Origin of the sequence: Mesorhizobium sp. WSM1293, from assembly GCF_000513875.1 — a bacterium.
Lineage (GTDB): Bacteria > Pseudomonadota > Alphaproteobacteria > Rhizobiales > Rhizobiaceae > Mesorhizobium > Mesorhizobium ciceri.
On sequence record NZ_AZUV01000011.1, the window covers coordinates 1 to 25,954 of the forward strand.

The 25,954-nt window shown below is 63.1% G+C and carries 28 protein-coding genes; 14 read left to right on the forward strand and 14 right to left on the reverse strand.

Annotated features, from left to right (window positions below; translation table 11 throughout):
• Together M729_RS0114920 and M729_RS0114925 are read left to right on the forward strand one after the other, a co-directional pair.
• Positions 1-1,629: OmpA family protein (locus tag M729_RS0114920; RefSeq protein ID WP_027162042.1), on the forward strand; the 1,629-nt coding region annotated here is incomplete at its 5' end.
• Positions 1,630-1,933: 304 nt separating this feature from the next.
• Positions 1,934-2,449: a TIGR00645 family protein gene (locus M729_RS0114925; protein WP_013530171.1), complete on the forward strand. Its 516-nt coding sequence runs from the start codon at positions 1,934-1,936 to the stop codon at positions 2,447-2,449.
• A gap of 133 nt (positions 2,450-2,582) precedes the next feature.
• On the opposite strand, the gene M729_RS0114930 is transcribed toward M729_RS0114925, so the two are convergent.
• The 3 genes from M729_RS0114930 to M729_RS0114940 all read right to left on the reverse strand — a co-directional run bounded on the left by M729_RS0114930 (position 2,583) and on the right by M729_RS0114940 (position 5,070).
• Positions 2,583-3,449, reverse strand: a complete 867-nt coding sequence (locus M729_RS0114930; RefSeq protein WP_027162044.1) for an NAD(P)-dependent oxidoreductase — start codon at positions 3,447-3,449, stop codon at positions 2,583-2,585.
• Between the two features lie 110 nt (positions 3,450-3,559).
• Complete coding sequence (locus M729_RS0114935) at positions 3,560-4,189, reverse strand: helix-turn-helix transcriptional regulator (protein ID WP_027162045.1); 630 nt, start codon at positions 4,187-4,189, stop codon at positions 3,560-3,562.
• A gap of 8 nt (positions 4,190-4,197) precedes the next feature.
• Positions 4,198-5,070 (reverse strand): S1C family serine protease, encoded by an 873-nt coding sequence (locus M729_RS0114940; RefSeq protein ID WP_027162046.1) that lies wholly within the window; start codon positions 5,068-5,070, stop codon positions 4,198-4,200.
• Positions 5,071-5,296: 226 nt separating this feature from the next.
• On the opposite strand from M729_RS0114940, the gene M729_RS0114945 reads away from it, so the two are divergent.
• Entirely contained in the window at positions 5,297-6,247 is a 951-nt protein-coding gene (locus M729_RS0114945) for a trypsin-like peptidase domain-containing protein (RefSeq protein ID WP_027162047.1), read from the forward strand.
• 9 nt (positions 6,248-6,256) lie between these two features.
• Here the strand turns inward: M729_RS0114945 and M729_RS0114950 are convergent, their stop codons facing one another.
• Positions 6,257-6,682 (reverse strand): VOC family protein, encoded by a 426-nt coding sequence (locus M729_RS0114950; protein ID WP_013530166.1) that lies wholly within the window; start codon positions 6,680-6,682, stop codon positions 6,257-6,259.
• A 66-nt stretch (positions 6,683-6,748) separates the two neighbouring features.
• Between M729_RS0114950 and M729_RS0114955 the strand changes: the two genes are divergently transcribed.
• Positions 6,749-7,375: a TetR/AcrR family transcriptional regulator gene (locus tag M729_RS0114955; RefSeq protein ID WP_027162048.1), complete on the forward strand. Its 627-nt coding sequence runs from the start codon at positions 6,749-6,751 to the stop codon at positions 7,373-7,375.
• On the opposite strand, the gene M729_RS0114960 is transcribed toward M729_RS0114955, so the two are convergent.
• Positions 7,308-8,264 carry a LysR family transcriptional regulator gene (locus M729_RS0114960; protein ID WP_027162049.1) on the reverse strand — a complete coding sequence of 319 codons (957 nt, stop codon included), beginning with the start codon at positions 8,262-8,264 and terminating at the stop codon, positions 7,308-7,310. The genes M729_RS0114955 and M729_RS0114960 overlap by 68 nt on opposite strands.
• A gap of 113 nt (positions 8,265-8,377) precedes the next feature.
• On the opposite strand from M729_RS0114960, the gene M729_RS0114965 reads away from it, so the two are divergent.
• Positions 8,378-9,013, forward strand: coding sequence for an FMN-dependent NADH-azoreductase (locus tag M729_RS0114965; protein ID WP_027162050.1), 636 nt, complete (start codon positions 8,378-8,380; stop codon positions 9,011-9,013).
• A gap of 54 nt (positions 9,014-9,067) precedes the next feature.
• Here the strand turns inward: M729_RS0114965 and M729_RS0114970 are convergent, their stop codons facing one another.
• Both M729_RS0114970 and M729_RS0114975 read right to left on the reverse strand, forming a co-directional pair.
• Positions 9,068-9,367 carry an AzlD family protein gene (locus M729_RS0114970; RefSeq protein WP_024505491.1) on the reverse strand — a complete coding sequence of 100 codons (300 nt, stop codon included), beginning with the start codon at positions 9,365-9,367 and terminating at the stop codon, positions 9,068-9,070.
• Positions 9,364-10,098: an AzlC family ABC transporter permease gene (locus M729_RS0114975; RefSeq protein WP_027162051.1), complete on the reverse strand. Its 735-nt coding sequence runs from the start codon at positions 10,096-10,098 to the stop codon at positions 9,364-9,366. The genes M729_RS0114970 and M729_RS0114975 overlap by 4 nt, the downstream gene beginning before the upstream one ends.
• A gap of 170 nt (positions 10,099-10,268) precedes the next feature.
• Here M729_RS0114975 and M729_RS0114980 point away from each other — a divergent pair, with 170 nt between their 5' ends.
• The 7 genes from M729_RS0114980 to M729_RS1000000138835 all read left to right on the forward strand — a co-directional run bounded on the left by M729_RS0114980 (position 10,269) and on the right by M729_RS1000000138835 (position 15,257).
• Positions 10,269-10,727 (forward strand): Lrp/AsnC family transcriptional regulator, encoded by a 459-nt coding sequence (locus tag M729_RS0114980; RefSeq protein WP_027162052.1) that lies wholly within the window; start codon positions 10,269-10,271, stop codon positions 10,725-10,727.
• Positions 10,728-10,853: 126 nt separating this feature from the next.
• Positions 10,854-12,056 (forward strand): MFS transporter, encoded by a 1,203-nt coding sequence (locus M729_RS0114985; RefSeq protein ID WP_027162053.1) that lies wholly within the window; start codon positions 10,854-10,856, stop codon positions 12,054-12,056.
• Between the two features lie 20 nt (positions 12,057-12,076).
• Complete coding sequence (locus tag M729_RS0114995; RefSeq protein WP_245267584.1) at positions 12,077-12,760, forward strand: hypothetical protein; 684 nt, start codon at positions 12,077-12,079, stop codon at positions 12,758-12,760.
• 118 nt (positions 12,761-12,878) lie between these two features.
• Positions 12,879-13,142, forward strand: coding sequence for a YMGG-like glycine zipper-containing protein (locus tag M729_RS0115000; RefSeq protein WP_013530156.1), 264 nt, complete (start codon positions 12,879-12,881; stop codon positions 13,140-13,142).
• 56 nt (positions 13,143-13,198) lie between these two features.
• Positions 13,199-13,834 carry an outer membrane lipoprotein carrier protein LolA gene (locus M729_RS0115005; protein WP_027162056.1) on the forward strand — a complete coding sequence of 212 codons (636 nt, stop codon included), beginning with the start codon at positions 13,199-13,201 and terminating at the stop codon, positions 13,832-13,834.
• 92 nt (positions 13,835-13,926) lie between these two features.
• Entirely contained in the window at positions 13,927-14,136 is a 210-nt protein-coding gene (locus M729_RS0115010) for a hypothetical protein (RefSeq protein WP_013530154.1), read from the forward strand.
• A gap of 278 nt (positions 14,137-14,414) precedes the next feature.
• The gene (locus M729_RS1000000138835) at positions 14,415-15,257 is read left to right on the forward strand and encodes a hypothetical protein (RefSeq protein WP_198032102.1); all 843 of its coding nucleotides are present in this window, start codon (positions 14,415-14,417) and stop codon (positions 15,255-15,257) included.
• Between the two features lie 147 nt (positions 15,258-15,404).
• Here the strand turns inward: M729_RS1000000138835 and M729_RS0115025 are convergent, their stop codons facing one another.
• From M729_RS0115025 to M729_RS0115055, 7 genes are all read right to left on the reverse strand, one after another.
• Positions 15,405-15,704: an HlyU family transcriptional regulator gene (locus M729_RS0115025; RefSeq protein ID WP_024505488.1), complete on the reverse strand. Its 300-nt coding sequence runs from the start codon at positions 15,702-15,704 to the stop codon at positions 15,405-15,407.
• A 113-nt stretch (positions 15,705-15,817) separates the two neighbouring features.
• The gene (locus M729_RS0115030; RefSeq protein WP_027162059.1) at positions 15,818-16,504 is read right to left on the reverse strand and encodes a PadR family transcriptional regulator; all 687 of its coding nucleotides are present in this window, start codon (positions 16,502-16,504) and stop codon (positions 15,818-15,820) included.
• 159 nt (positions 16,505-16,663) lie between these two features.
• Positions 16,664-17,032 carry a DCC1-like thiol-disulfide oxidoreductase family protein gene (locus tag M729_RS0115035; RefSeq protein ID WP_027162060.1) on the reverse strand — a complete coding sequence of 123 codons (369 nt, stop codon included), beginning with the start codon at positions 17,030-17,032 and terminating at the stop codon, positions 16,664-16,666.
• Between the two features lie 131 nt (positions 17,033-17,163).
• A complete protein-coding gene (locus tag M729_RS0115040) occupies positions 17,164-17,457 on the reverse strand; it encodes a GYD domain-containing protein (protein WP_027162061.1) in 294 nt (97 codons plus the stop codon).
• Between the two features lie 181 nt (positions 17,458-17,638).
• Positions 17,639-19,660, reverse strand: a complete 2,022-nt coding sequence (gene rpoD, locus M729_RS0115045; protein WP_013530149.1) for an RNA polymerase sigma factor RpoD — start codon at positions 19,658-19,660, stop codon at positions 17,639-17,641.
• A gap of 426 nt (positions 19,661-20,086) precedes the next feature.
• Positions 20,087-22,024, reverse strand: a complete 1,938-nt coding sequence (gene dnaG, locus M729_RS0115050; protein ID WP_013530148.1) for a DNA primase — start codon at positions 22,022-22,024, stop codon at positions 20,087-20,089.
• 140 nt (positions 22,025-22,164) lie between these two features.
• Positions 22,165-22,536, reverse strand: coding sequence for an RcnB family protein (locus tag M729_RS0115055; protein ID WP_013530147.1), 372 nt, complete (start codon positions 22,534-22,536; stop codon positions 22,165-22,167).
• Between the two features lie 387 nt (positions 22,537-22,923).
• Here M729_RS0115055 and M729_RS0115060 point away from each other — a divergent pair, with 387 nt between their 5' ends.
• Both M729_RS0115060 and M729_RS0115065 read left to right on the forward strand, forming a co-directional pair.
• Positions 22,924-24,588 (forward strand): Na/Pi cotransporter family protein, encoded by a 1,665-nt coding sequence (locus M729_RS0115060; protein ID WP_013530146.1) that lies wholly within the window; start codon positions 22,924-22,926, stop codon positions 24,586-24,588.
• A 146-nt stretch (positions 24,589-24,734) separates the two neighbouring features.
• Complete coding sequence (locus tag M729_RS0115065) at positions 24,735-25,919, forward strand: MFS transporter (protein ID WP_027162062.1); 1,185 nt, start codon at positions 24,735-24,737, stop codon at positions 25,917-25,919.
• Positions 25,920-25,954: the final 35 nt, after the last annotated feature.

A 25,954-nucleotide genomic window follows, 5' to 3' on the forward strand; every position in this document is an offset into this window, starting at 1 on the left:
CAGCAGCCGCGCAGAAAGAAGCGTGACCAGCAGCAGCAGACCGAGCAGGCGCCGGCCGAACAGGCAGCACCCGCAGGGGAACAGCAGCCGCGCAGGAAGAAGCGTGATCAGCAGCAGCAGACCGAGCAGACGCCGGCCGAACAGGTCGCGCCGGCCAACGACAATCAGCCCGGCGAACAGGCCCAGCCGCGCAAGAAGAACAGGCAGGATCAGCAAGCCCAACCTGAAGTCGCCCCGGCGCCGAAGGAAGCTCCCGCTGGAGAGGCGACGGCCCCTGCCGGCGAGCAGCCGGCGGCCCAAGGCGAGCAGCCCCAGGACACGACGAAGAAGCACGGCAGGAAACCTGCTGGCGAGCAGCCGGCGACGGCCGAACAACCCGCCACCGGCGAACAACCGGCCAATGGTCAGACGGCAGCACCGGCACAGGGCGAAAACCCGGTGCAAGGCGAAGCACCGGCCGATCCAAACGCCGCTCCCATCCTGGACAGCCAGAAGGACGCCGAGCGCAGGGGTGGCGGCCGCAAACGTGGCGACAAGAATGCTCAGCAGGATGGCGAGCAGCAGAATGGCGGGCAAAATGCCCAGCAAGGTGGCGATCAGGGCCGCAAGCCGGTGGCTGCTCCCATCGAGCAGGGTCCGCCGCCCACCGACGACAGGGCCGCACAGCAGGAGATCAAGCCCGAGAAGATCGTCCCGGTGACCGAGGAGAAGGGCACGCGCGTAGAGCGTGCGCCCGATGAGATCGCCCGCGATCGTCGGCGTCCGAAAGGCGTCGACGTCGTCAGGAAACTCGGCGATCGCGTCATCCTGCAGTTCAACAACCAGACATTTGTCCAGAGCAATGACGCCCCGCGCGTCACCCGCGGTGCCAAAGAAGTCTACTATGAGGATCTGTCGGGCGATCGCACCCGGGAAATCGTCGAGCGTGACAACGGTGTCCGGATCGTCACCATCCGCAACCGCTATGGCGACGTTATCCAGCGTTCGCGCATCGCGCCGGATGGACGCGAATATGTGCTGAGCTATGTCGACGAGCGGCACTATCAAGATGACAGCGACTGGCGTGATCCCGGCGACGACCTGCCGCCGATGCGGCTGACCATCCCGCGCCGGGAATACATCCTCGATTCCGAGGACGTCGAGAGCCCCGATGACTACTACGAGTTCCTCGAACAGCCCCCGGTCGAGAAGGTCCAGCGCCTCTATTCGATCGACGAGGTCAAGCGTTCGGCCCGCGTGCGCGACATCGCACGTCGCGTCGATCTCGACACGCTCAACTTCGAATTCGGTTCGGCCTCCATCTCCGACACCGAGGTGCAGAAGCTCGAGGGCGTAGCGACGGCCATGGAGAAGCTGTTGAAGAAGAACCCGGCCGAGACCTTCCTGATCGAAGGTCACACCGACGCGGTCGGCACACCGGAGGCTAACCTCGCTCTTTCCGATCGCCGTGCGGAAGCGGTGGCGGAGGCTCTGACCAATGCCTTCGGCATCCCGCCGGAAAACCTGACGACACAGGGCTATGGCGAGGAGTATCTGAAGGTCAACACGGCGGCGCCCAACCGCGAGAACCGCCGCGTCGCCATCCGCCGCATCACCTCGCTGGTGGCACCGGTCGCCAGCAACAATTAGGTCATGATTTCAAAATCATGACCCGGTTTGTGGAATCGGCAAGAGAAGCATCCACCCCCGGCACAGCCGGGGGTGGATGGATGTGCGGGGTTCAACAAGAATTGTACGGGCGTTAGACACGGCTCATTGAATCGCGAGCGCAGCCACCCCAGATTCGGTGCTGGGCGTTCCCTGCCCCGTCCCGACTCCAGCGGGACGCATTGAGCCCCGCCGGATCTTGTTCGGCGGGGTTTTTTGTCTTGCAAACGGTGGCGGCCTCGTCGAATACGGCCATTGCTGAGAGATAACCCTCCGGAATCATCCCATGAAGCGTCTCGAACTCGCCATCGAATCGATCATTCTCGCTTCACGCTGGCTGCTCGTCGTTTTCTATATAGGCCTGGCCCTGGCATTGGCCGTCTATGCGCTGTCCTTCGGCAAGAAGCTCTATGAGTTCATTAGCCTGGCGTTCACGCTCGGTGACACCGACACCATCCTGAAGATGCTCGGCTTGATCGATGCCGCGCTGGTTGCCTCGCTGGTGGTGATGGTCATCATCTCGGGCTACGAGAATTTCGTCAGCCGCTTCGACGACCAGGACGGCGGTGTGCACTGGCTGGGCACCATCGATGTCGGTTCGCTGAAGGTCAAGGTTGCCTCGACCATCGTCGCCATCTCGTCGATCCACCTCTTGCAGGTGTTCTTGAACTCATCGTCCTACACGACCGACCAGTTGATGTGGCTGACCATCATTCATCTCGCCTTCGTCGTCTCGGCGCTCATGCTCGCCTATATCGACCGGCTGATGGGCCTGAGCAAAGGCAAGAAGGACGAGGCGTGAGCCTGCGCCTGCCGGACGTTGAATCAATCCCGCAGGAACGATGCCCTACCGCCTTGTTCGAGCAGGGCTTTCCCACGACTCTGCTGGTGGCGAAGGTCTTGGCTCGACGCCCGTCGCGTCAAAACGAACAGCTCTAGTAAATATTCCTGATCTTGCTGTCCGTGCGGGCAAACACCTCGTCGGGGACAAAAAAGTCGCCGGCCAGCGGCCCGGTCGCATCAGGCGCATAGATCGAGAAATCGCTGACGCCCTCGGCGCGCAGCACCTCTTCGTCGATGTAGAAATTGCCGGTCGCTTCGCGCGCTGGCCGCATGAAGATGGCATGCGCAGCATCGGCCATGATGTCGGGCAAACGGCTCATTGCCGCCACCGTCGCGCCGCCCAGCAGATTGCGCACGGCTGCCGTGTCGATGGTCGAAATCGGCCACAGTGAATTGACGGCGATGCCGTCCTTGGCGAACTCGGCGCTCATGCCCAGCGTGCACATCGACATGCCGAACTTGGCCATCGTGTAGGCGACATGGTTCTTGAACCACTTGGCCTTCATGTCGAGCGGCGGTGCCAGATTCAGGATGTGAGGATTGCTGGCCAACTTCAGGTGCGGAATGCACATTTTGGACACCAGGAAGGTGCCGCGCGTGTTGATCTGATGCATCAGGTCGTAGCGCTTCATGTCGGTTTCCAGCGTGCCGGTGAGCTGGATGGCGCTGGCATTGTTGACGCAGATATCGATGCCGCCGAACTTTTCCACGGTCCTGGCGACCGCCTCGGCCACCTGTGCCTCTTCACGGATGTCGCACAGCACGGGCAGCGCCTTGCCGCCGGCCTGCTCGATCTCTTCTGCCGCGCTATAGATTGTGCCGGGCAGCTTCGGATGCGGTTCGGCGGTTTTGGCCGCGATCGTCACATTGGCGCCGTCGCGCGCCGCGCGCAGCGCGATCGCCAGCCCGATGCCGCGCGATCCGCCGGAGATGAACAGCGTCTTTCTCTTGAGCGACATTTCCTTGCGCCTCCCTTGCAACACGTCAGACGCGAAGCTTTGCGCGGCGGGCGACCACAGCGCAAGACCCGACACGCCGGACACCGCGTTACGCAGCGTAGGGTTTATGACTAAACCAGCACCAGCCCCTGCCGCATCGCAGTGGCAATCGCGTCGGTGCGGTTGGCGGCACCGAGCTTGATCAGGATTGCGGCGACATGGAACTTCGCGGTGTGCACGGAAATGTTCAGCCGCCGCGCGATCACCTTGTTGGGTGCGCCCTCGGCCAGCAGCGCCAGCACTTCCGCCTCGCGCGGCGACAGCGAAGGACGGACGGCATGCTCCTCGGAGGCTTCATCTTCGAACGGCTCGCCATCGCCAGTATGGAAATCCTCATGGCGTCCGGTTCTGCGCTCGCCCGATACCCGATAGCCGGCCGCCGCCAGCCGCGCCGCCGCAGCGATCAACAAATCGTCCGCGCCCGTTTGGAGGACGGCCAACACCTCGCCCGCGGGCCGTTCGCCATTGGCGCCTCCCGATAGCAGAACCCGGGGAATGGCGGCCGGCACGGCACCGCCGCTCATGTCGTCAACGATGGCGACGTCAGCCCTGCCGGCCACCACCGGCAGCAGGTCATCGCTCGCGGCCAGCGAGGCCGCCAGGCGCTCGGCGCGCGACGCATCGCCAAGCGCAATCAGCACCACCAGCCGCCGCGAGACGGCACCGTCATGCATGATCCGATCGCTGGTGAGCGTGTCCATGGATGCCCTCAGCTCAGCGGCTTTTCGCCGATGGTCAGCCCGACATCGCGCTGTTCGCCGCCGCGCACCACGCCGAGCGTCACCGAAGCGCCCGCACTGTCTGGTCCGAGCCTGCGGATCAGGTCGCGCGGGCCATGCACCGCCTCACCGTTCCACGCCACGATGATATCGCCGAGAGAGAGACCGGCGGCCTTGGCGGGACCATCGTCATCGAGGCTCATCACCATCGCGCCATGCGCGTCGCGGTCGCGTACCGGATGTAGGCCGGCGCCGAGATAACCGCGCGCGACATGGCCCTTTTCGCGCAGCGTCGCAACCGCCCGCTCGATCGTCTCGTAAGGCATGACCAGCGCCCGGTGGCGCGGCCCGAACAGCAGCATGCCGATCAGCGCACCCTTGGCGTCGAGAACCGGGCCGCCCTCGAAACGGCCGCCGGCACCGACGGCCAGATTGATGCGCCGGTCGATGGTGCCGCCGCGCATCGAGCGCCAGGCCGGACCGACTTCGCCGACCGAGCCCGAAACGGCCAGAGCCGACCCGTTGCTATTGCCGATGGCGATGGCAATGTTGCCTGGCCGCACCGCGTCAGCCTTGGCCAACGGCACGGCGTTGATGGCCGTAGCCGGCTTCAGCAGGGCAACGCCAGTCGACGGATCGCGGCCGACCAGTTCTGCCTTCACCGCCTCACCCGAGGCCAGCGTCAGCTCGATCTCCTCGCCGGCCTCGACAGCCTCCTCGGCGGTGACGAAATAACCGTCACGCCAGTGGAAGGCGCTTGCCGTGCGGTGATGATGCGTGGCGAAACCAGCCGTTGCCGGTGCCGCCTGGGAGGCGAGATCGGCGATGGCTTGCGAAAACGCACTCAGATTGAAATCGCTCATATTGGTCTCCTGGGTTCATCCATGCCCCAGATATCGCTCGACAGCGCGTTCAGAGGTACTCGCCTGACGGCTAGTTGCCGATTTGACTGGCCATCTGGTCAGGTCGCGGCGGTTCCAGCCGCTCCGCACATATAGTGCGTGTCGCCCAAAAGTGCTCAGCAGTTTTGGCACAACGACACGCACAGGAAAAAAATCATCCTTTCGCCCGAAAATACGGAGCCCTTCCATGGCCCTCGCCGCAGCCAAATTCGAACCTGACGATACATTGCTCGACGCATATTCGACGACCGTTGCGGACGCCGTCGACCGCATCGGCCCGGCCGTCTGCCGCATCGAACGCGGCGGCGGCCAGGGCGGCCACGGCTCCGGCTTCGTCATCGCGCCGGACGGACTGGTCGTCACCAATTTCCACGTCGTCGGCGATGCCAGGACAGTGCGCGTCTCGATGCCGGACGGCGCCTCCCGCGAAGGCCGCGTGCTTGGCCGCGATCCCGACACCGACATCGCGCTGGTGCGCGCCGACGGCAGCTTTGCCGATGTCGCACCGCTCGCCGATTCCAAGCGGCTGCGGCGCGGCCAGATCGCCATCGCCATCGGCAATCCGCTCGGCTTTGAATGGACCGTCACCTCCGGCGTCGTCTCGGCGCTCGGCCGCTCCATGCGCGCCTCGACCGGCCGGCTGATTGACGACGTCATCCAGACCGACGCAGCGCTCAACCCCGGCAATTCCGGCGGGCCGCTGGTTTCGTCGGCCGGCGAGGTGATCGGCGTCAACACCGCCATGATCCATGGCGTGCAGGGCATCGCCTTCGCGGTCGCCTCCAATACCGCCAATTTCGTCATTTCGGAGATCATCCGCTTCGGCCGTGTCCGCCGCGCCTTCATCGGCGTCTCGGCCGACACTGCCAGTTTGCCGCGCCGCGCCGCCCTGTTGTCGCAAGTCTCGACCAGCACGGCGGTTCGCCTGCGCAGCGTCGAGAAGGACGGCCCGGCGGCCAAGGCCGGCCTGAAAGAAGGCGACATCATCGCCGCCATCGACGGCCGTCCTGTCACCGGCGTCGACGACCTGGTGCGCATGCTCGACGCCGAACGCATTGGCCGCGAGACGCTGTGCACCGTCGTGCGCCGCACCGGTGTCAGCCAGGTGACGGTGACGCCGGTGGCAAGGGCCAGTTGAGGCGGGCGCTCAGGCTCCCGCCACCCCTTCCGCATACTGCGCCAGAAACGCCTCGCTCGGCGGGATCGGCTTGATGACGTCGATCAGCACGCCATTGGGGTCCTTGGTGATGAAATGGCGCTGGCCGAAGGGCTCGTCGCGCAGCGAGCGCAGGATCGGCAGGCCGGCGGCGACGACGCGCTCATAGACAGCGTCCGGGTCGCGAACCTCGAAATTGATCAGCAGGCCCGAAGCGCGGCCCCGCCCCTCTTCCGGGATGGTCTCATGGTCGCCCTGGACGATGCCGAGATTGACTCTTCTGTCCTCCCCCGATTGCAGATGCACATACCAGTCGCTTTCGAACAGGGGCTGGAAGCGGAAATGCTTCACATAAAAGGCCGCCGTGCCGGCGACGTCGCCGGTCATCAGCACCGGGTAATAGCTCGTGGTCTTCATCTTTCCTTCTCCCGTCAATTAACATACAATCTGCATGTAAACCGAATTAACATACAGGCTGCATGTATGCAACACGATTTCGCGCGTCGTTCCAACCGCGACCGCACCGAAGCGACGCGCGCCCACCTGATTGCCGCGGCGCGAAAGCTGTTCACGGAGAAATCCTATTCCGAGACCGGCACGCCGGAGATCGTCGCCGCCGCCGGCGTGACGCGCGGCGCGCTCTACCATCATTTTGCTGACAAGCAGGCACTGTTTGCTGCCGTGGTCGAGCAGGAGGCGGCAGCGGTCGCCGAGGAGATCGAGCGCGCCTCGCCGCCATCGCTGTTTGCCCATGACGCGCTGATTGCCGGCTCCGACGCCTATCTCGCCGCCATGCGCGCGCCCGGACGCACGCGGCTGCTGCTGCTCGACGGCCCGGCCGTGCTTGGCCGCGCCGCCATGGACGCGATCGACAATCGCCACGGCAACCGCTCTCTGCGCGAAGGGCTGGTCGCGGCGATGCGGGCGCAGACGATGACGAGATTGCCGGCCGAAGCGCTGACCGCACTGCTCGGCTCCGCCTTCGACCGTGCCGCCCTGGCCATCGAGGCCGGCGCCTCGGCCGAGGACTACCGTGCCGTGCTCATGGCGCTGATCGATGGACTGTCTCGTGCTCCTCATCCGGCACCTCGCCCGGTTCGAACTCGTTGAAGCAGCCGAGCTGGCGCTTGAACTGGTCGATCAGCCAGGCCGCCGCTGGCTTCGGGCTGCGATCGCTGCGATGCATGGCAAACAGCGGCGAGCTCACCTCCCTGAAGGATTCGAGGTCGATCTCGACCAGCCGGCCGCTCGCCAGGTCGTCTGATATCAGCCAGCGCGGCAGCCCGCCCCAGCCCAGCCCCTCGCGCATCAGCATATGCTTGGTGCGCACATCCGTCAGCCGCCAGGTACGGTAGGCATAGACGCCGAAGTCGCGCCCCTTGGTGCGCTCCGACTGGTCGGTGACGACAAGTTGGGTGTGTTCGCGCGCATCCTCGATCGCCACCGGTTTCGGCAGCAAGGCCAGCGGGTGGGTGGGCGCGGCGGCCAGCACGATCGACATGAAGCCGATGCGCACAAGGTTCACGTCGACATCGCCCAGCAGGCCGCCAATGCCAAGGTCGGCCTGACCGCTGACGACATGGTCGGGGATCAGGCCGAGCGTGCCGATGTGCAGCCGCAGCATCACGGTCGGAAACTGCGCCTCGAATGCCTTCAGCACCCGAACCAGCACCGGTGACGGCAGCGTCGCGTCGACCGACAGCGCGACCTCGGCCTCGAGCCCCTGGTGGTGGCCGTCGACGCGCGAGCGGATGCGCTGCAGCACGCCGATCATGCGCCGTGCGTCCTCCAGCATTGCCCGGCCGATCTCCGTCAATTGCGGCTCGCGCGTGCCCTCGCGCTCGAACAGTTTCAGCCCAAGCTGCGCCTCGAGATTGGCGATGCCGTAGCTGATGACGGACTGTGCCCGGTTGAGCTTGCGGCCGGCGGCCGAGAAGCTGCCGGCTTCGGCGACTGTCACAAAGATCTGAAGTTGATCGAGCGTCGGGTTGGGTTGCATCGTTATATCCAATTTATGGATGGATCGTATAGAAAATATACCAGTTTATTGAATGGATTGAAAGCCCCATATCTGGCGGGACAAATCATTCCAACCGCTGGAGAGAGCCCAAAATGTCCATTCTTCTTGTCACTTCGAGCCCGCGCGGCGCTGCCTCGCATTCGACCCGCATCGCCACCGAATTCGCCGAAAAGCTCGTCGCCGCCGATCCGTCGAACACGCTCGTCGTGCGCGACCTCGTCGCCAATCCGTTGCCGCACATCGATGCCGACTATGCGACGGGCATCTATACCCCGGCCGAAGCGCGCACCCCGCGCCAGGCTGAAGTCGTCGGCGTCTCCGATGTCGTGCTCGACGAGCTATTCGCCGCCGACACGGTGATCCTGGCCACCGGCTTCATCAACTTCAACATCTCCTCGACCCTGAAGTCATGGGTCGACCATATCTCCCGCTCTGGCAAGAGCTTTGCCTATGGCGAGAACGGCCCCAAGGGTCTGGTCACCGGCAAGAAGGTCTATATCGTGCTGGCTTCCGGCGGCATCTATTCGGAAGGTGCGGCCGTGCAGTTCGATCACGCCATTCCCTACCTGCGTGGCGTGCTCGGCTTCCTCGGCATGACCGATGTCGATGTCATCCGCATCGAAGGTGTCGGCATGGGCCCTGACGCGGTGACAGCAGCGCTCGCCAAGGCGACCGCCAAGGTCGACGCCGTTGTGGCCGCCAGTCAGGGTGTCGCGGCTGCCGCGTAAACAGCCGAAATTTGTCCGCATCGAAGGCAGGCGTTCGCGCCTGCCTTTTGCGTTCTAGCCGATGAGGTGCCTCAGCAGACCAGCGGCGCTGACCCCGATCAGCACGGTCGGCAGCATGGAAAACCGCGTGGCGGCTGCCAGAGTAACAGCCAGCGCCAGAAGATCCGCCGGGGACTTCGATACGAAGGCCGGTGCGATGACAGAGATCAGCACGCAGCCGGGCGCAGCTTCCATCACAGCCGTGGCACGGGCGCCCAGCGTGCGGTTGCGCAGGACGACATAGCCGCCGATCCGCGTCAGGTAAGTGACGCCGGCCATCAGCACGATGGTGAAAAGGGTCGTTGCATCGATCATGCATCACCCGCCATCAGCCAGGCCGCGACCAGACCCGACATGGCGCCGGCGGCGACATACCAGGCACCGGGAACGAAGAGATAGACCAGTGCTGCAACGACCAGGCTGACCAGCCAGGGCCGCGCCGCCGCCATACCCGTCCATATGCCGCGCATCAGCACCAGGAAGACAGCCGGGAACGCCATGTCAAAACCATAGGTCTCGACATGGCCGAGCATCGGACCGAGCAAGGCACCCAGCGTGGTGAAGGCCACCCAGGTGAGATACATCGCCAGCGCCGCGCCCATATAGTAGCGCGGGCTGAAGGCCGGCGTGATGCCGGCAGCAGTACGCTGTTTGGCATCGGCCAAGCCCAGCGCCCAGCTTTCATCGCACATAAGGAAAAGCGCCGGAAACACCTTGCGCCGTGGCAGGTCGCGCAGGAACGGCGCCAGTGCCGCACCCATCAGCAGGTGACGGCTGTTGACCAGGAAGGTGATGGCGACGATGAGCACGATGTGCGGCGGCGACGTCCACAACTGGATCGCCGCGAATTCCGAACCGCCGGCGAAATTCAGCCCTGTCATGGCAGACAGTTCGACCGTGCTCAAGCCTTTCTGCGTCGCCTGGGCGCCAAGCACCAGCGCATAGGGGATGGTGCCGAACAGCACCGGCGCGCAGGACGCCACGCCACGGCGGAATTCGGATTTCGAACCATCTGCCACCGTCTCGACTGCCTGTGAAATGCTCATGTGTCTTCATCGGCTGACCTCGCGGCCGCCGCTTCCCTGCGTTTGAAATCAACTGATGTCGGCAGCAAACATACCGAAATCGGTCCGCAATTTGGTTGCGGAGATTGTTGTATTTCGCCGAATTCTGGCATTTTATGTTACAAATTTTCGAATAGATGGAATCTGTAGCCATGAAGCTGGATGAGATCGACAAGCGGATTCTGCGGGCGCTGCAGCGCGACGGCCGCATGGCCAACAATGATCTGGCCAATGAGGTCGGGCTGTCGCCATCGCCTTGCCTGCGTCGCGTGAAGCTGCTGGAGGAAGCCGGTGTCATCGACCGCTACGTCGCCGTGCTCAACCCGACCAGCATCGGCAAGGGTCTGACCTTCTTCACCCGCATCTGGCTGAAGACGCAGGACGAGGACACGATCGAGCATTTCGCCACCGAAGTCGCCAAGCTGCCGCAGGTGATGGAGTGCTACCTGATGCTCGGCGATTGCGACGCCATGGTGCGCGTGGTGGCGGCCGGCATCGACGACTACCGCCGCTTCCAGTCGGAGCATCTGAGCCGCATCAAGGGCGTGCAGAACGTCAAAACCGACGTCCCCAGCCAGACGATCAAATACACGTCGGAACTGCCGGTCTGATCTGCTGAAAACGGCGTCGGGCCAGACTGGATAAAAAATGCAACCGGATTGTAGGATCAGCCTCGCTGCCGGCGTCCTTCGGATGCAAGCAGCGCTGAGCGCTGCCCTCTGGCATGGGAGATTTGAATGAGCTTTTCCTATCGTTGGGTCATCGTCGCGGCTGGCGCGCTGATGTCCTGTGTCGCCATCGGGACGATGTTTTCGCTGGCGATCTTTCTCGAGCCGATGGCGATCGACACCAACTGGTCGCGCGCCGGCATTTCGAGCGCCATGACGCTCAACTTCCTGGTGATGGGCCTTGGCGGCTTCGCCTGGGGCGCGATATCGGACCGTTTTGGCGCCCGCATCGTCGTGATGACCGGCGCGGTTCTGCTCGGGCTGGCGCTGGTGCTGGCCAGCCGGGCCGGTTCGCTGCTGAGCTTCCAGATTACCTATGGCGTGCTGGTCGGCCTCGCGGCAAGCGCCTTTTTCGCGCCGATGATCGCGCTGACCACAGGCTGGTTCGACACCAACCGCAGCCTCGCCGTCTCGCTGGTCTCGGCCGGCATGGGCGTGGCGCCGATGACGATTTCGCCCTTCGCCCGCTGGCTGATCTCCGCCTATGACTGGCGCACCGCCATGTTCGACATCGGCATTACCGCCTGGGTATTGCTGTTGCCGGCGGTGCTGCTGGTGCGCCAACCACCGAAGCCCGTCATGGCCGATACCGGCTCCGCGCCGGTTGCCGAAGGCGCCGGCCTGACGGTCGGCAAGGCGCTGCGCTCACCGCAGTTCATCGTGCTGGGGCTGACCTTCTTTGCCTGCTGCGCGGCGCATTCCGGCCCGATCTTCCATATGGTCAGCTATGCCATGCTGTGTGGCGTCGCCCCCATGGCAGCGGTCTCGATCTACAGTGTCGAAGGCCTGGCAGGCCTCGGCGGCCGGCTCTTCTACGGCGTGCTGGCCGACCGGCTGGGCGTCAAGCCGGTGCTGATCGCGGGCCTGGCGATCCAGGCGATCGTCATTGCCGCCTATCTCTCGATCAGCCGGCTTGAGCAGTTCTACATGCTGGCCGTTATCTTCGGTGCCACCTATGGCGGCGTCATGCCGCTCTATGCGGTGCTGGCGCGCGAATATTTCGGCCAGCGCATCCTCGGCACCGTGTTCGGCGCCGCCACCATGCTGTCCAGCCTCGGCATGGCGCTGGGCCCGCTTGCCGGCGGCATGGTATTCGACGCCTACGCCAACTATTCCTGGCTGTTCATCGGCTCGGCTCTTATCGGGCTCGGGGCGGTCGGCATCGCCATCGCGTTTCCGCCGCTGCCGCGCAGGGAGTTGCAGCCGGCTTAGTCCGCGTCGATTTCCACACCTTGCTGGCCGGGCGCGCAATCAGCCTGGCCCGTTCGGTTCACTGCGGATCCTGTCCCCTGTTTCATCCGTTCCCCCCTTGCGAGGCAGTTTACGGCCAACGTTTGCACCAAGCGATCTCGACTGAGCTCGCGCATCCAGTCCACGCCAGAGAGGACACCCTGATGGTCGAACATCCGAGTGGAAGCGAAAGCAACAGAATTGCCGCAAGCGCTGTTGCCGACGACGATCCGCGTCTTGCATTCATTTATCAGGAAGCAGTGAGAGGTCTCACGCAACAGCAAACCCTTGTGGAGAACATGAGCAGCCGCGCCGGCAGCCTTGTCTTCGCCACCGCCTTCGCAAACTCGTTGCTTGGCGGTGCGGCCCTTTCCAACGGGCTTGGGCCTTGGGACTGGATTGCGGTGGCCCTGCTGTTCGGCATTGGCGGGCTGATCGTCTTCATGCTTTGGCCCTACCACCAATACACATTCCGCTTCGATCCCGAAGAGTTGCTTGATCAATATGTCGACGGCGACAGGCCGACGACGATGTCGGCCATGCGCCGCGCGCTTGCGCTTCGCATCAAGGCGGACATGGCCGGCAACTGGCGAATTATCCAGCGGCTGCGGGTGGCGCTGCAGATTGCGCTGCTGTTTCTGCTGCTCGATATCCTGGCCTGGCTTTTGGCGATTGCAGGCGTTTGAGCCGGAGGGCACACGAGTCCGCCACGGCCCGGCGCTTGAAGGACAGGCAACCCACGATGGATCGAAAAGCTTTCTTGAGCATTTAAGCTTTGGCTAATAGTAGCCCAGGAGAGAACCAATGAAAAAGACGCTGCTCATTTTGAGCCTGCTCATTCCGCTCTCGGCGTGCTCCCGTACAGAACAAGGCGCTGCCGTCGGCGGCTTGGGTGGCGCAGCGGTAGGCGCCGCGGTGGCCGGCGATCCTGTGCAAGGGGCGGTTGTTGGCGGTGCGGTTGGCGCGATAGCCGGGGCCGTCATCGGGCACGCCAGCGAAGCCGGCCAGTGCAGATATCGCGATCAGTATGGCCGGGTTTACGTTGCACGATGCCCGGAGGGTTACTGACCTGGAGGCGCGTGATCTCTTTCGATCACGCGCCTGCTCCGGAGGTGGGATAAGCGATGGGCTATCGGATCAAAGTACTGCTGGGTTGCTGGTTCGCCGTTGCCAGCGCTGCCGCGATGTATGCGGCATCCACCGCCGCGATCTCCGCCGCGCCTGTTGATGCCAAGACGATTGCCGATCACCTCTCATCGGTAAAGTCCATGTCCGGGGACTTCGTCCAGTCGGGTCCAAATGCGGAGAGGACCCGTGGCAGGTTTTTTCTACAACGCCCCGGCAAGATCCGATTCAACTATGCAGGCCAATCAGGGATCAGCGTGATTGCAGATGGCAAATCCCTGGTGGTTTATAACAGAAAGCTGAAGACATCGCGGCTTTATGCTCTCTCGAAGACGCCGCTTAAGCTGCTGCTCGACAATAAGGTCGACTTCTCCGGCAATCGCGTGAAAAGCATCAGGGACGATGGCGCCCAAGTTACCGTCAAGCTGGCCGACAGATCGACCTTCGGCAATTCGAGCATCTCCATGGTGTTCGACAGTAAATCTCTCGATCTGCGCAGATGGAGCCTCACCGACGAGAAGGGACTTACCACAACGGTGACTATATCAAATGTGAAGCAGGGCGTTCGCGCTCCCGAGGGCACCTTCGTGATCGATTACACGGCAAACCGTGAATTCAACACGACAACGAAATAGCCGAAGCCGCGGGCATATTCCCTGGCCGGAACCAATGCGATCATCAGCGGTTTAGTCCATGAAGGGACCGGAACCGCAAAGGACGCGGCGCAATGATTGAAATTCACAGCATGGAAGCGGCCAAAGCCAGACTGCGTATAAGGAGAGCTGAGCACTCTTTGAAGTGCGCGAACGACTTGCTGGATGAGGAAGGTGGCGTCGCCCTCAATCTGGCATTGTGCAGCCGGATAAGAGCCGCGCAAAGGCACCTGATCGAGGCAAGGGCACGCCTGATGACGATCGATCCCGCCAGGACGAATTGACCCGCTGGCGGTCGCACGTCAACCCCTGAGCGATAGGTCTATCGTGGCGCAAGGCCCGGGCGGCGCTCGGTTCGGCGATGGTCCGGCCCTTACCCAAAAATCCGATCGCCCTGCTCGTCGACCAACTGGATGCCCTTCTTGATCGAGATGTCGACGGCGTCGTCGAGCGGAGAGTTAAAGAAGGTTGTATCAGACAGACCTAAGGCGATAGTAGTTATTCGTCGGTAAGTGGGGCTTTCATCGTGACAACTCGCCTGGGTCCGCTGGTAACCTTTTGCTTGATCGCCTTTGTCGCCTTGACTGCAACTGCATCGGCCGTCGCAAAGCAGAAAGCGCCCGAAGAATGGCCGATGAACTTCATTCTGGTTCGGAACGGCGATTGCAACGTCAACTGCGTCCAATGGATATCTGCCGAGGGCATAATAAAACCTGATACCGCCAGGCAATTTGAGAAATTTCTGCGGAAACTGAAGGGAGAAAGGCTTCCTGTCGTGTTTCAGTCTGGCGGCGGGAACGTGGATGCGGCGCTCGAAATGGGACACATGATCCGCGCCGCCGGCCTCGAAACTGCGATAGGCAGGACGCAGTTGAACGGCTGCCCGATGCTGGTGCCACGCTGTCCGCAAAAGATGGTCAGGAACGGCTGGTCGGAAGGGGAAGTTCATTCTGGTGGGGCGTACTGTTTCTCGGCCTGCCCATGGGCCTTGGCTGGGGGCCAGGTCCGCGCCGCAGCTGCCAATGCCCGGATCGCCGTCCATCAGATAACGAACGGCCGGAAGACACCCCGAATGCACAACGGCAGAAGAAGCCTTGATGAGATTTCGACGGTGCCTGATCCGGCGCTGAAGCAGTTGCTGTCCGACTATTTCGACGAAATGGGCGTCAACAGCGCCGATGTGTTCGCCATGATGGGGCTGGCAACGCCGCAGGGCCTTTATAACGTCTGGGACGCTGAAGCGCTCAAATCAGGCATCATAACGAAAGTCTACTCGTACTCGGAAGAACCGGGCTACGTCATCGGTGGAACGAATGTTGCCGATCCGGCCGATCCCACGCCGGCGGCTACTCCGGTGCCGGCGGTTACCACAATGCCGGACGAACTCATGCATTTAGTGCCATAGCAAGGCGGCCTGTAGAGTGAGCCGGCTTTGATGGCATTGCGGAGACCAGGCCTTGTTTGGCGTTCCTAACACGCTTGACAGCATCTTCACGCTGATCGGTTGGGCTCATTGCGAGATGCCGAAGATTTTCGCCTCGACCGGTCCTGCCTATCCAAAAACCCGATCACCCTGCTCGTCGACCAGTTGGATGCCCTTCTTGATCGAGATGTCGACGGCGTCGTCGAGCCCGGCAAAGCGGTCGGCGCGGATGAATTTGTGTTCCTTCACCACGCCGTCGATCTCCTTGGAGACGACGCCGCAGGTCTGGTACTGGCCATCGGCCTTGTAGGGCGTGGCGCTGATCAGAAAGCCCTTGTGCTCGACCTGCTTGGCTGGCGCTGCACTCGTCGGCTCAGCCGTCTGGGTTCCGCCGCCGCCACCGCCGAAAAGACGCTTCAGAAAAGACATCGGACTTCCTCCAACAGCATTTCATCCCGCACCATGTAGAGTGACGCGGGATGAATTTCACTATCGGTCCTTGGGCCAGCGGGCAAGGGCTGCGTCCGGTCGGCTGGACGAGCTTACTTGTGCGACAGCGCTTCCAGCGCCTCGGCGGCGGCTTCGAGGATGGCGATGGCCTCGGCCTGCTTGTCGGCCGGGGCGTCGACGAAGTCGCCCAGAGCCGCGCGCAGCCGGTGACGGACTGCGCGGAATTCGTCGCGCGCTTCCGAACGATCCCCGCGGCCGCCGCGACGCCCGCCCTCTTCGCTTTCGTCGTTCCAGCCGAACCAGTCGCGCGCCTTGGCCATTTTGCGGCCGAAGCGCTCGAGATGGTCGAGCACGCCGTCGATCATCTCGCGGTTGTCGGCGAGATGCGCCTGGCCCGCCTCGGTGATCGAAAACACCTTCTTGTTGCCGTCGGCGGCGGAGGCGGCATAGCCGGCCTCTTCCAGGAAGGTCAGCGTCGGGTAGACCACGCCCGGGCTCGGGCTGTAGATGCCGCTGGTGCGCTCTTCCAGGGCCTTGATGATCTCGTAGCCGTGACGCGGCGCTTCGGCCAGCAGCGACAGCGTGATCAGCTTGAGGTCGCCGTCGGCCAGCATGCGTCCGGCGCGGAACATGTCGCCCGGACCGCCGCGCCCGCCACCACGGCCACCGTGGCCGAACGGGCCAAAGCCGCCGCCCCCTCTGCCACCGAATTTGCTGGCCATGTGCATGAACATGCGCTCGCCGAAATGACCGCGCCCGAAATGATTGTGTTTGTGCATTGATTGCTCCTTGAGTTGTATCTTACGATATATCTTAATTAGGCAAGCCAATCGATGGAGTCAAGATATATCTTACGATGTATCTGAATGCAGCACCAGCGGGCTCGATTTTCCAGTCTCGGCCGCTTCGTTGCGAACGGCGGCCACCGATAAATTCGGCTACCAGCGCCCCATGCGCCGGTTCCAGGCATAGAGAAGATCGGCAAAGCGATCGTAGGCAAAGCGTGTCAGCGGCAAGGCAACCGGATTGCCGAACAGCGTCGCCAACCAGCCCTCGCCCGGCGTGACCTTCCATACCGCGATGGCGACATCGGCGCCGACCAGCAGTCGGCCCTCGGCATCGGTGGCGTGCAGCCGGCGGCGGATATCCTCAAGCGACGCGCCAAATCCGGCTAGCGCTGCCGGTTCAAGATTGATGTCTCGGAACTTGATCCGCCCAGCCTTGATCGCTTCGATCAGCCGCCGCTTCTGCCTGCTGATCCCGGCATCGCAGACCGGGCAGCGCGTGTTGTACCAGACGGTCAGCATAGTTCCGGCATTTGGTTGGTAGCGCAAACTTGAAGGACCACGAACGATCGGGCGCCGTCAAGACGTCGCTCGGTCGCTCGCGCGAAGGAGAATGTATCGGGCCAGCCGGTCCGGCCCTTCCGCTACGGGCTTTATCCGAGCGAGGTGACGATCTCGCGGTAGGCCAATTCGGGGAACGCCTTCAGCGTCCGCGTCCTGACATTGCCGGCCGCCGCCAGCATCAGCGAGAAGCGCGCCAGCACCGCGTCGTCGGGCGCTTCGACCACCGCCACCATGTCGTATTCGCCCATGGTCAGGTAAAACGCCTTGAACGATCCGCCCATGTCTCCCAGTTGCCTCCTGGCGGCGTCGAGCCGCTTCGGTGACTCGCGCACGTTTCTGGCACCCTGCTCCGTCCAGTTCATCAGCACGATGTAGCTTGTCATGGCACACCTCCCTCCGGGGCCACGGAGCACGGCGGCTTCGCCGGGGCGGGCATCCGGGTTATCGCCCAGAAATGCATCCGACAGCGAAATTATCCTCCCGAAGGGCCTGGCCCGCAAGAGTGCGCCCAACAAACAAAAAAGGGCGCCATCGGCGCCCTTGAACTCTTTGCATCGGTAAGTCTCAGCTATCCAGGAAGCTGCGCAGCTTGCGCGACCTGCTCGGGTGCTTGAGCTTGCGCAGCGCCTTGGCTTCGATCTGGCGGATACGCTCGCGGGTAACCGAGAACTGCTGGCCGACTTCTTCCAGCGTGTGGTCGGTGTTCATGCCGATACCGAAGCGCATTCTGAGCACGCGCTCCTCGCGCGGCGTCAGCGAGGCCAGCACGCGCGTGGTGGTCTCGCGCAAATTGGCCTGGATCGCCGCGTCGATCGGCAGGATCGCCATCTTGTCCTCGATGAAATCGCCCAGATGCGAATCCTCCTCGTCGCCGACCGGCGTTTCGAGCGAGATCGGCTCCTTGGCGATCTTCAAGACCTTGCGCACCTTTTCGAGCGGCATGGCAAGCTTTTCGGCCAGTTCTTCCGGCGTCGGCTCGCGGCCGATCTCGTGCAGCATCTGGCGCGAGGTGCGCACGATCTTGTTGATCGTTTCGATCATGTGCACCGGAATGCGGATGGTGCGCGCCTGATCGGCGATCGAACGCGTGATCGCCTGCCGGATCCACCACGTCGCGTAGGTCGAGAACTTGTAACCACGGCGGTATTCGAATTTGTCGACCGCCTTCATCAGGCCGATATTGCCTTCCTGGATCAGGTCGAGGAACTGCAGGCCGCGATTGGTGTATTTCTTGGCGATTGAGATGACGAGGCGCAGATTGGCCTCGACCATTTCCTTCTTCGCGATCGCCGCTTCGCGCTCGCCCTTCTGCACCTGGTTGACGATCTTGCGGAATTCCAGGATCGAGATCGCCGTTTCGGTGGCGAGGTTCTGGATCTCGGCGCGCAGGTCCTTGATCGCATCCTTCTCGTTCTTGGTGAATTCCTTCCAGCCGCGCGAGGTCAGGTTGCCGATCGAGCGCGTCCAGTTCGGGTCGAGCTCGGAACCCTGATATTCCTTCAGGAACTCTTCGCGACGCACGCCGTAGCTTTCGGCGAGCCTGAGCAGCTTGCCTTCGTTCTGCACCAGGCGCTTGTTGATGTCGTAGAGCTGCTCGACCAGCGCCTCGATGCGCGCCGTGTTGAGCGACAGCGACTTCACCGCCTTGATCAGCTGGTCCTTCAGCTCCTTCAGCCGGCGATCCTGGCTGGGCGACAGCGTGCCGGCCGCGGCCAGACGGTTCTCGACCTGCTGGTCCTGCAGCTTGCGCAGCTTTTTGTAGGTGTCGGCGATAACGTCGAGCGTCTCCATCACCTGCGGGCGGAGTTCCGCTTCCATCGCGGCCAGCGACAGGCTCGCTTCGTCCTCGTCTTCGTCGTCGTCATCCGTCAGCCCACGCGTATCGGCGCCGACATTGGTGATGTCGTCTTCGTCGTCGCGCGAACGGCGCGGCTTGTCCTCGACCTTGGCTTCCTCGACGCGCTCGACCACCGGCGCCTGCTTGGCCTCGGGGCCGGCATAGGTGGCTTCGAGATCGATGATCTCACGCAGCAGGATCTTGGATTCGTTGAGTTCGTCGCGCCAGATGATGATGGCCTGGAAGGTCAGCGGGCTTTCGCACAGACCCGCGATCATCGTCTCGCGACCGGCCTCGATGCGTTTGGCGATGGCAATTTCGCCCTCGCGCGACAAAAGCTCCACCGAGCCCATCTCGCGCAGATACATGCGCACCGGATCGTCGGTGCGATCGGTCGGTTCTTTCTTGGTGGTGGTGGCGGCGACCGCGGTGCCGGTCTGCTCAGCCAGCTCGTTGGCGTCTTCCTCGGCATCGGCCGCGGTGTCGGCGGCCTCGGGCTCCTCGCCCTGCTCGTCGTCCTCGACCACGTTGATGCCCATGTCGGACAGCATCGCCATCGTGTCCTCGATCTGCTCGGAGGTCACTTCCTCTGAGGGCAGCACCGAATTCAGCTCGTCCATGGTGACATAGCCGCGCTTCTTGGCGGCCTTGATCATCTTCTTGACAGCATCATCGGAAAGGTCGAGCAGAGGGCCATCGGTGGCGCCTTCGCGTTCGGTTTCGACCTCTTCCTTTTCCTTTGTCGCCATAGTCTTTATCTTCTCCTAGCGGCCGAACTTCAAAGCCGCGTAAGCTGTCGGACCAGTCAAATCGGATGCGCTCGCTTATGAAACGCGCTTCACCGGGCCAGTAACTGCATCAACTCGTTTCGTTTGGTGTATGTCGTTGCCCCAAAACCGGGTTTCCCCTTTTTGGGCGACATCCATTAAGTCCAGATTAACCCTGATATCTGTGGCAGGCGGGCTGCCTGTCCAGTGACCAGTACCTCACATCGCTTATTTCCCGTCGACGCGGGTTCGGGTTAACGTTTCGAATCGTCCTGATTCCGCCAATCTGCCAGAAGGTCAAGCGCCTCTCGCATGATTCGCATGAAAAAAGCGAATCAATTACCCGACTTAGCCCGTTACGCGCCATTTCGACGCGCAACGACGCTTTCTCAATTCACTCGCTTCCAACTAAGCTCGCCCTGCCCTGCCCGAGGAGACGCCAAACCCTTCGATCAGCGCTTCCGTGGCTTGCACATCCTGGAATTGCGCCTGAATTTCGATCAGGTGCCGGTAGTTTTCGTCTGTGGGATCGGTGGCGAGCGCCGCTTCCGCCTGTTTCAGCTCCTTATGTAAGGTGCGCGCGCTGCGCTGCAAGTGCAGGGCCTGGCTGAAAGCATCGCGGGCATCTTCAAGGGCGGCGGTCTCCAGCGCCGGCCATTGCCGCATCCGCCGGATCAACCCGACGGCCCGCTCCCAGATCTCGGCGCAGCCGGCGCGTTCGATCGTCGCAATCACCGCCTGGCGATCATTGGCCATGTCATGCGCCATTGCATCGAGGATTGCCGCATGCAGCCGCCTCAGATCGGAGTTGGCGAGATCGAGAAACTCGATATGGGCGAAATTCTCGTCGATCAGTGCCGGATGGTTGACCAATGCGACGATGATCGTCGCCTCGCGCACCGACATCCCCTCGCCGCCGCGTTTGACCAAAGCCGACTGGCCGAGACTTTCGGTGATCGCAATGCGGCCGCCACCGCTCTTGGCGAACTGCCCGCCGGGAGCGGCTGCCTTGCCCTGGCCGCGCTGACCTGGCCGGCCGCCATCCTGACGCCCACTGCGCTGCGAGCCGAAGAAGCTCAGCACACGCTCGCGCATCTCCTGTTGATAATGATAGCGGAGACTTTCATCGCGGATGCGGCTGGTCAGTTCGCGCAGCGTCTTCTCGAGCTCGGCCCGCCGCTCCGGCGTATCGAAGACGCCGCCCGCCGTCTCACGCATCCACAAAAGGTCGACCAGCGGCCGCGCCTCGGCCAGCACGCTACGAAACGCATCCGGTCCTTCGGCCTTGACGAGGTCGTCGGGATCCTTGCCTTCCGGCAGCAGCGCGAAGCGCGCCGAGCGCCCCGCCTGCACCGACGGCAGCGCCATGTCGGCGGCCCGCCACGCCGCCTTCAGCCCGGCCTTGTCGCCGTCGAAGCATAACATCGGCTCCGGCGCCATGCGCCACAGCAGCTCGAGCTGGTTCTCGGTAAGCGCGGTGCCGAGCGGCGCCACGACATTCTCGAAGCCGGCCTGTGCCAGCGCGATGACATCCATATAGCCTTCGACGGCGATGACCGTGCCGCCCTTGGCCAAGGCCTTGCGGGCGCGGGCGAAATTATAAAGCACGTTGCCCTTGTGGAAGAGCTCGGTGTCGGGCGAGTTCATGTATTTGGCCAGCGCATCGGGCTGCAGCGCGCGGCCGCCAAAGGCGATGATCTTCCCCCTGGAATCCGGGATCGGAAACATGATGCGGTCGCGGAACCAGTCATAGGAAACCGGGATGTCGTCGCCGTGGCGCACCAGTCCGCAGGCCTCGATATCGGCTTTCGGCACGCCCCTGGCGGCGAGATGCTCCTTCAGCGCATTGCGGCTGTCGGGCGCAAAACCGAGCCGGAACGATTGCTGCGTCGCCGGCGTCAGGCCGCGGTCGCGCAGATAGGCACGCGCCTTGGCGCCTTCCGGTCCCTGCAGCCGTTCCTGGAAGAAGGCGGTCGCCATCTCCATGACGTCGGTCAGGCTGGCGCGTTCCTTTTCGCGCCGCTCCTCCTGCGCATCGCGGACCGGCATCGGCACCCCGGCCATGTCGGCGATCTTCTCGACCGCCTCGGGAAAGCTCATCCCGTCCAGTTCGGTGAGGAACTTGAAATGATCGCCCGAGACCGAACAGCCGAAACAATGGTAGCGGCCCTTCTTGTCCTCGCAGTGGAAGGAAGGGCTCTTCTCGCCATGAAACGGGCAGCACGCCCAATAGTCGCCGCGTGGTGCGTTGGTCTTCTTGCGGTCCCACGCGACGCGCTGGCCGATCACCGATGAAATCGGCACGCGGTCGCGTATCTCGTCGAGGAAGGCGGGTGGAAAGCGCATCGGGGAACTCGTTTCCCGATTATATAATCACGCCCGCGAAATCCGACGACCCTTAATGCGGGCCATACCCGGTTTCCACAGGCAAAAAGAAAGGCGGCCGTAGCGGGCCGCCTCCCTTTTCAATGTCCGGCAGGTGCCGATTAATGCGCGGCAAGCGCGCCGAAGATGACGCCGGAGAGGATGCCGACCAGCACATAGTCGTTGCCGACGCGGATCCATTCCTGGCCGCGGCCGGGGCGATGCAGGCCGTAGCGGCCATAGTCGCGGATCGGCTGATGGCGCTTCCAGCCGGAATATTTCTGGCCATGCCGCCAGTTGTTGCGCTTCACGACGACGACCTTCTTCTTGTAAACACGCTTCCTCACATCGCTGTGGTGGCCGGGCTTCTGCCAGTCGACCTGGCTGTAGTTCGACTGCGGCGCGTTCGGCGCATTCAGCGGTGCGGCCTGGCCGGTGAGCGACGTGGCGGCCAGCATCGAGAAAGCGAGTGCGGAAAGGACGATGCGTTTCATGAGAAGTCTCCTTGGTTGTCGATATCGAAGCAGTAGCTGCCCATCGATGAACCGAAACTGAACGCACGCATTACAATTATGTAATGGATTCCTTGATTTACCCAAGGAAGCTGAACATGATCGCAAAGGCAGGAGCCAGTCGCACCGCAAACTCGGCCTATCCGCCGCTTCGCGCCCGCCCCGCGATGCAACCATTTGCGCGTCCGTCCATTTTCCGACACCGCTTGTCGCGCGGCAACGGCCCTTGAAATCGACAAGATTTTATTATCCGGCTAAAATATTCGAGCTATTATAAGTCACCGCCATGAACATGATTCGTTCCCTCGTTTTTCCTTCTGATCGCCACGCAAAACAGGGCGGGCGCCCTGTTTGCATGCGGGGGACGAAATGAGCGGGTCCGTCGTCCTTCTGCATCTGGCCGGCGCCGTGGCGCTGATGCTGTTTGCCACCCGCATGGTGAAGACCGGCGTTGAACGCGCCTATGGCGACGTGCTGCGCCATCGCCTCCGCGCCACCATGCGCAATCCGATCATGGCGGTGCTGGCCGGCACCGGCCTTGCCATCGCCCTGCAGAGCTCCACCGCCGTCACGCTGCTGGTCGGCTCCTTCGCCGGCTCTGGCATCGTCTCGGGCGCCGCGGGCCAATTGGCGGTGCGCGGCGCCGAGATCGGCTCGGCGCTGGTGGTCAAGCTGCTGACCTTCGACCTCACCTTGCTGGTGCCGCTGTGCCTGATCACCGGCACGGTCATGTTCATGGCCACCGAACGGCGCGACTGGCGCCAGTCCGGCCGCATCCTGGTCGGCATCGGCCTTCTGATCCTGTCGCTGGAGATGATCGGCCAGGCATCGGAGCCCCTGCGCAACAGCCAGCTCATGCCGGTCATCATCAACTACTTCTCGACCGATTCCATCACCGCCTATCTGCTGGCGGCACTGATCACCTGGCTGTTCCAGTCGAGCATCGCGGCGGTGCTGTTGATGGCGACGCTGGCAGGCCGTGGCCTGATCACGCCCGAACTTGGCGTCGTTCTCATCCTTGGCGTCAACCTCGGCTCCTCGATCATCGCGCCGATGCTGACCCGCTCGTCGAGCCCCGAAGTGCGCGTCGTGCCGATCGGCAATCTCCTGATGCGCGGGCTTGGCTCGCTGGTCATGCTGATCCTGGTCATGATCTTCAGGCCGCACTTCGCCTTTCTCGGTTCGACGGCGGCGGACCAGATCGTCAATGCCCACATCCTGTTCAATGTGCTGATCCTGCTCGCCGGCCTGCCGCTGGCAGGCTTCGTCTACCGCGCTTCGGAGAAGATCGTCGCACTTGGCACCAAGCCCGTGCCGGCCGCCTCGCTTGACGTCGTCGAGCTGTCCGCGCTCAACGAAAGCGCGCTCGACGTGCCGAGCCAGGCGCTGGCCAATGCCACCCGCGAGGTGGTGCGGGTCTGCGAGACGATCGAGATCATGCTCAAGCGTATCATCGAACTCTATGAAAGTGCCGACGCCGACAAGATCAAGGCGCTGGCCGCACTCGACGACCGCGTCGACCGCAAGCACGCCGCGATCAAGCTCTACCTCGCCAAACTGACCAGGAACCCGCTGACCGAGGACGAGGCGCTGCGCTGCCAGGAACTGATCGGCGCCTGCGTCAAGCTCGAGCAGGTCGGCGACATCATCGTGCGCAACATGCTGGTGCATGTGAAGAAGAAGTTCGAGCGCGGACTGGAATTCACCGACGAGGGCTGGGCCGAGTTGTGCGCCTTCCATGGCTCGGTTCTGGCCAATGCGCGGCTTGCCTTCAACGTTCTGGTGTCGCGCGATCCCGAGACCGCCCGTCAGCTGGTGCTGGAAAAGGACCGGCTGCGCGACCGCGAAAAGGAAACCAGCGCCAGCCATTTCGTGCGGCTGCGCGACGGCACCGCCAAGAGCGTCGAAACCAGCTCGATCCATCTCGACACCATCCGCGACCTGAAACAGATCAATTCGCTGCTGGCCTCGATGGCCTATCCGGTGCTTGAAGAGCGCGGCCTGCTGACGGGGTCGCGGTTGAAGGCGAGCTGAGAAGCGCCACTTTCCCTTCTCCCCAGGGGAGAAGGGAAGCGGCTGCTCGCATCCAATTCAAGAAAAACCTAAACTCGCGACAAAAATTTCTGGATTGCCCGCAAAGCCCATCCGTGGTTTGAGGCGCTTCCAGCTAAGGCTTCCCCATGTCGCTTCCGCTCATCGCCCTGTTCATCGCCGCCTTTGCCTTCGGCACCACCGAATTCGTCATTGCCGGCGTGCTGCCGCAGGTGGCGCAAGGCCTGGGCGTCTCGGTTCCCTCCGCCGGCTATCTCGTCTCCGGCTATGCCGGCGGCATCGCCATCGGCGGCCCGCTGCTGGCGCTCGCCACCAAGTCATTGTCGCGCAAGACCTTGCTGCTCGGCCTCGCCATCGCCTTCACCATTGGCCAGGCGGCTTGCGCGCTGGCGCCCGATTTCACCTCGATGCTTCTGTTGCGCATTGCCGTGGCGGTCGCGCATGGCGCCTATTTCGGCGTCGCCATGGTCGTCGCCGTCGGTCTCGTGCGCGAGGACCAGCGCGGCATGGCTGTCGCCGTCATCCTGTCCGGCCTCACCGTCTCCAACGTCATCGGCGTGCCGGCCGGCACCGCGATCGGCAACATCTGGGGCTGGCGTGCGACTTTCTGGGTGATGTGCGCGCTGGGTGTCGCGGCAACGCTTGCCATGGCAGCCCTTTTGCCGCGCACCACCGGCTCATCGGCCAAGCCCGCCGGTTTCGCCCGCGAGGTCCGCGTGCTGGCCCGCCAGCAGGTCTGGACATCGCTGATCCTGATGCTGATGCTGATGATCGGCCAGTTCGGCCTGTTCACCTACATCACGCCGACACTGCTCGAAGTCACCGGTCTCGACGAGAACCTGGTGCCGTGGGTGCTGCTGCTCAACGGCGTCGGCGCAACCCTTGGAGTCTTCCTCGGCGGCAAGCTCTCCGACTGGAAGCTGATGCCGTCATTGATCACCATGCAGGCCCTGCAGGCGGTGACGCTTGGCGTGATCTATGCCGTCAGCCCCTATCCCCTGCCGATGGTTGTGGCGATCGTCATCTGGGGCGGTCTCAACTTCGCCATCGGCACGCCGATCCAGACCCGCATCCTGGCCTGGACCGCGGACGCCTCGAACCTTGCCTCGTCGCTCATTCCCTCCGGCTTCAATGTCGGCATCGCGCTGGCCGCTTCGTTGGGCGCCGCGATGCTGAACAGCGGCTATGGCTACCGCAGCCTGCCGCTGCTGGGCGCCATCGCCATGCTGGTTGCCGTGGCAGTGGCGCTCGCCTCTTATGTCTGGGAAGGGCGCAGCAACGCCACGCCGCCGCTGACAGCCCCAGCCGAGTAGATCACGATCCGGAAAAGTGGACGCCGGTTTTCCGA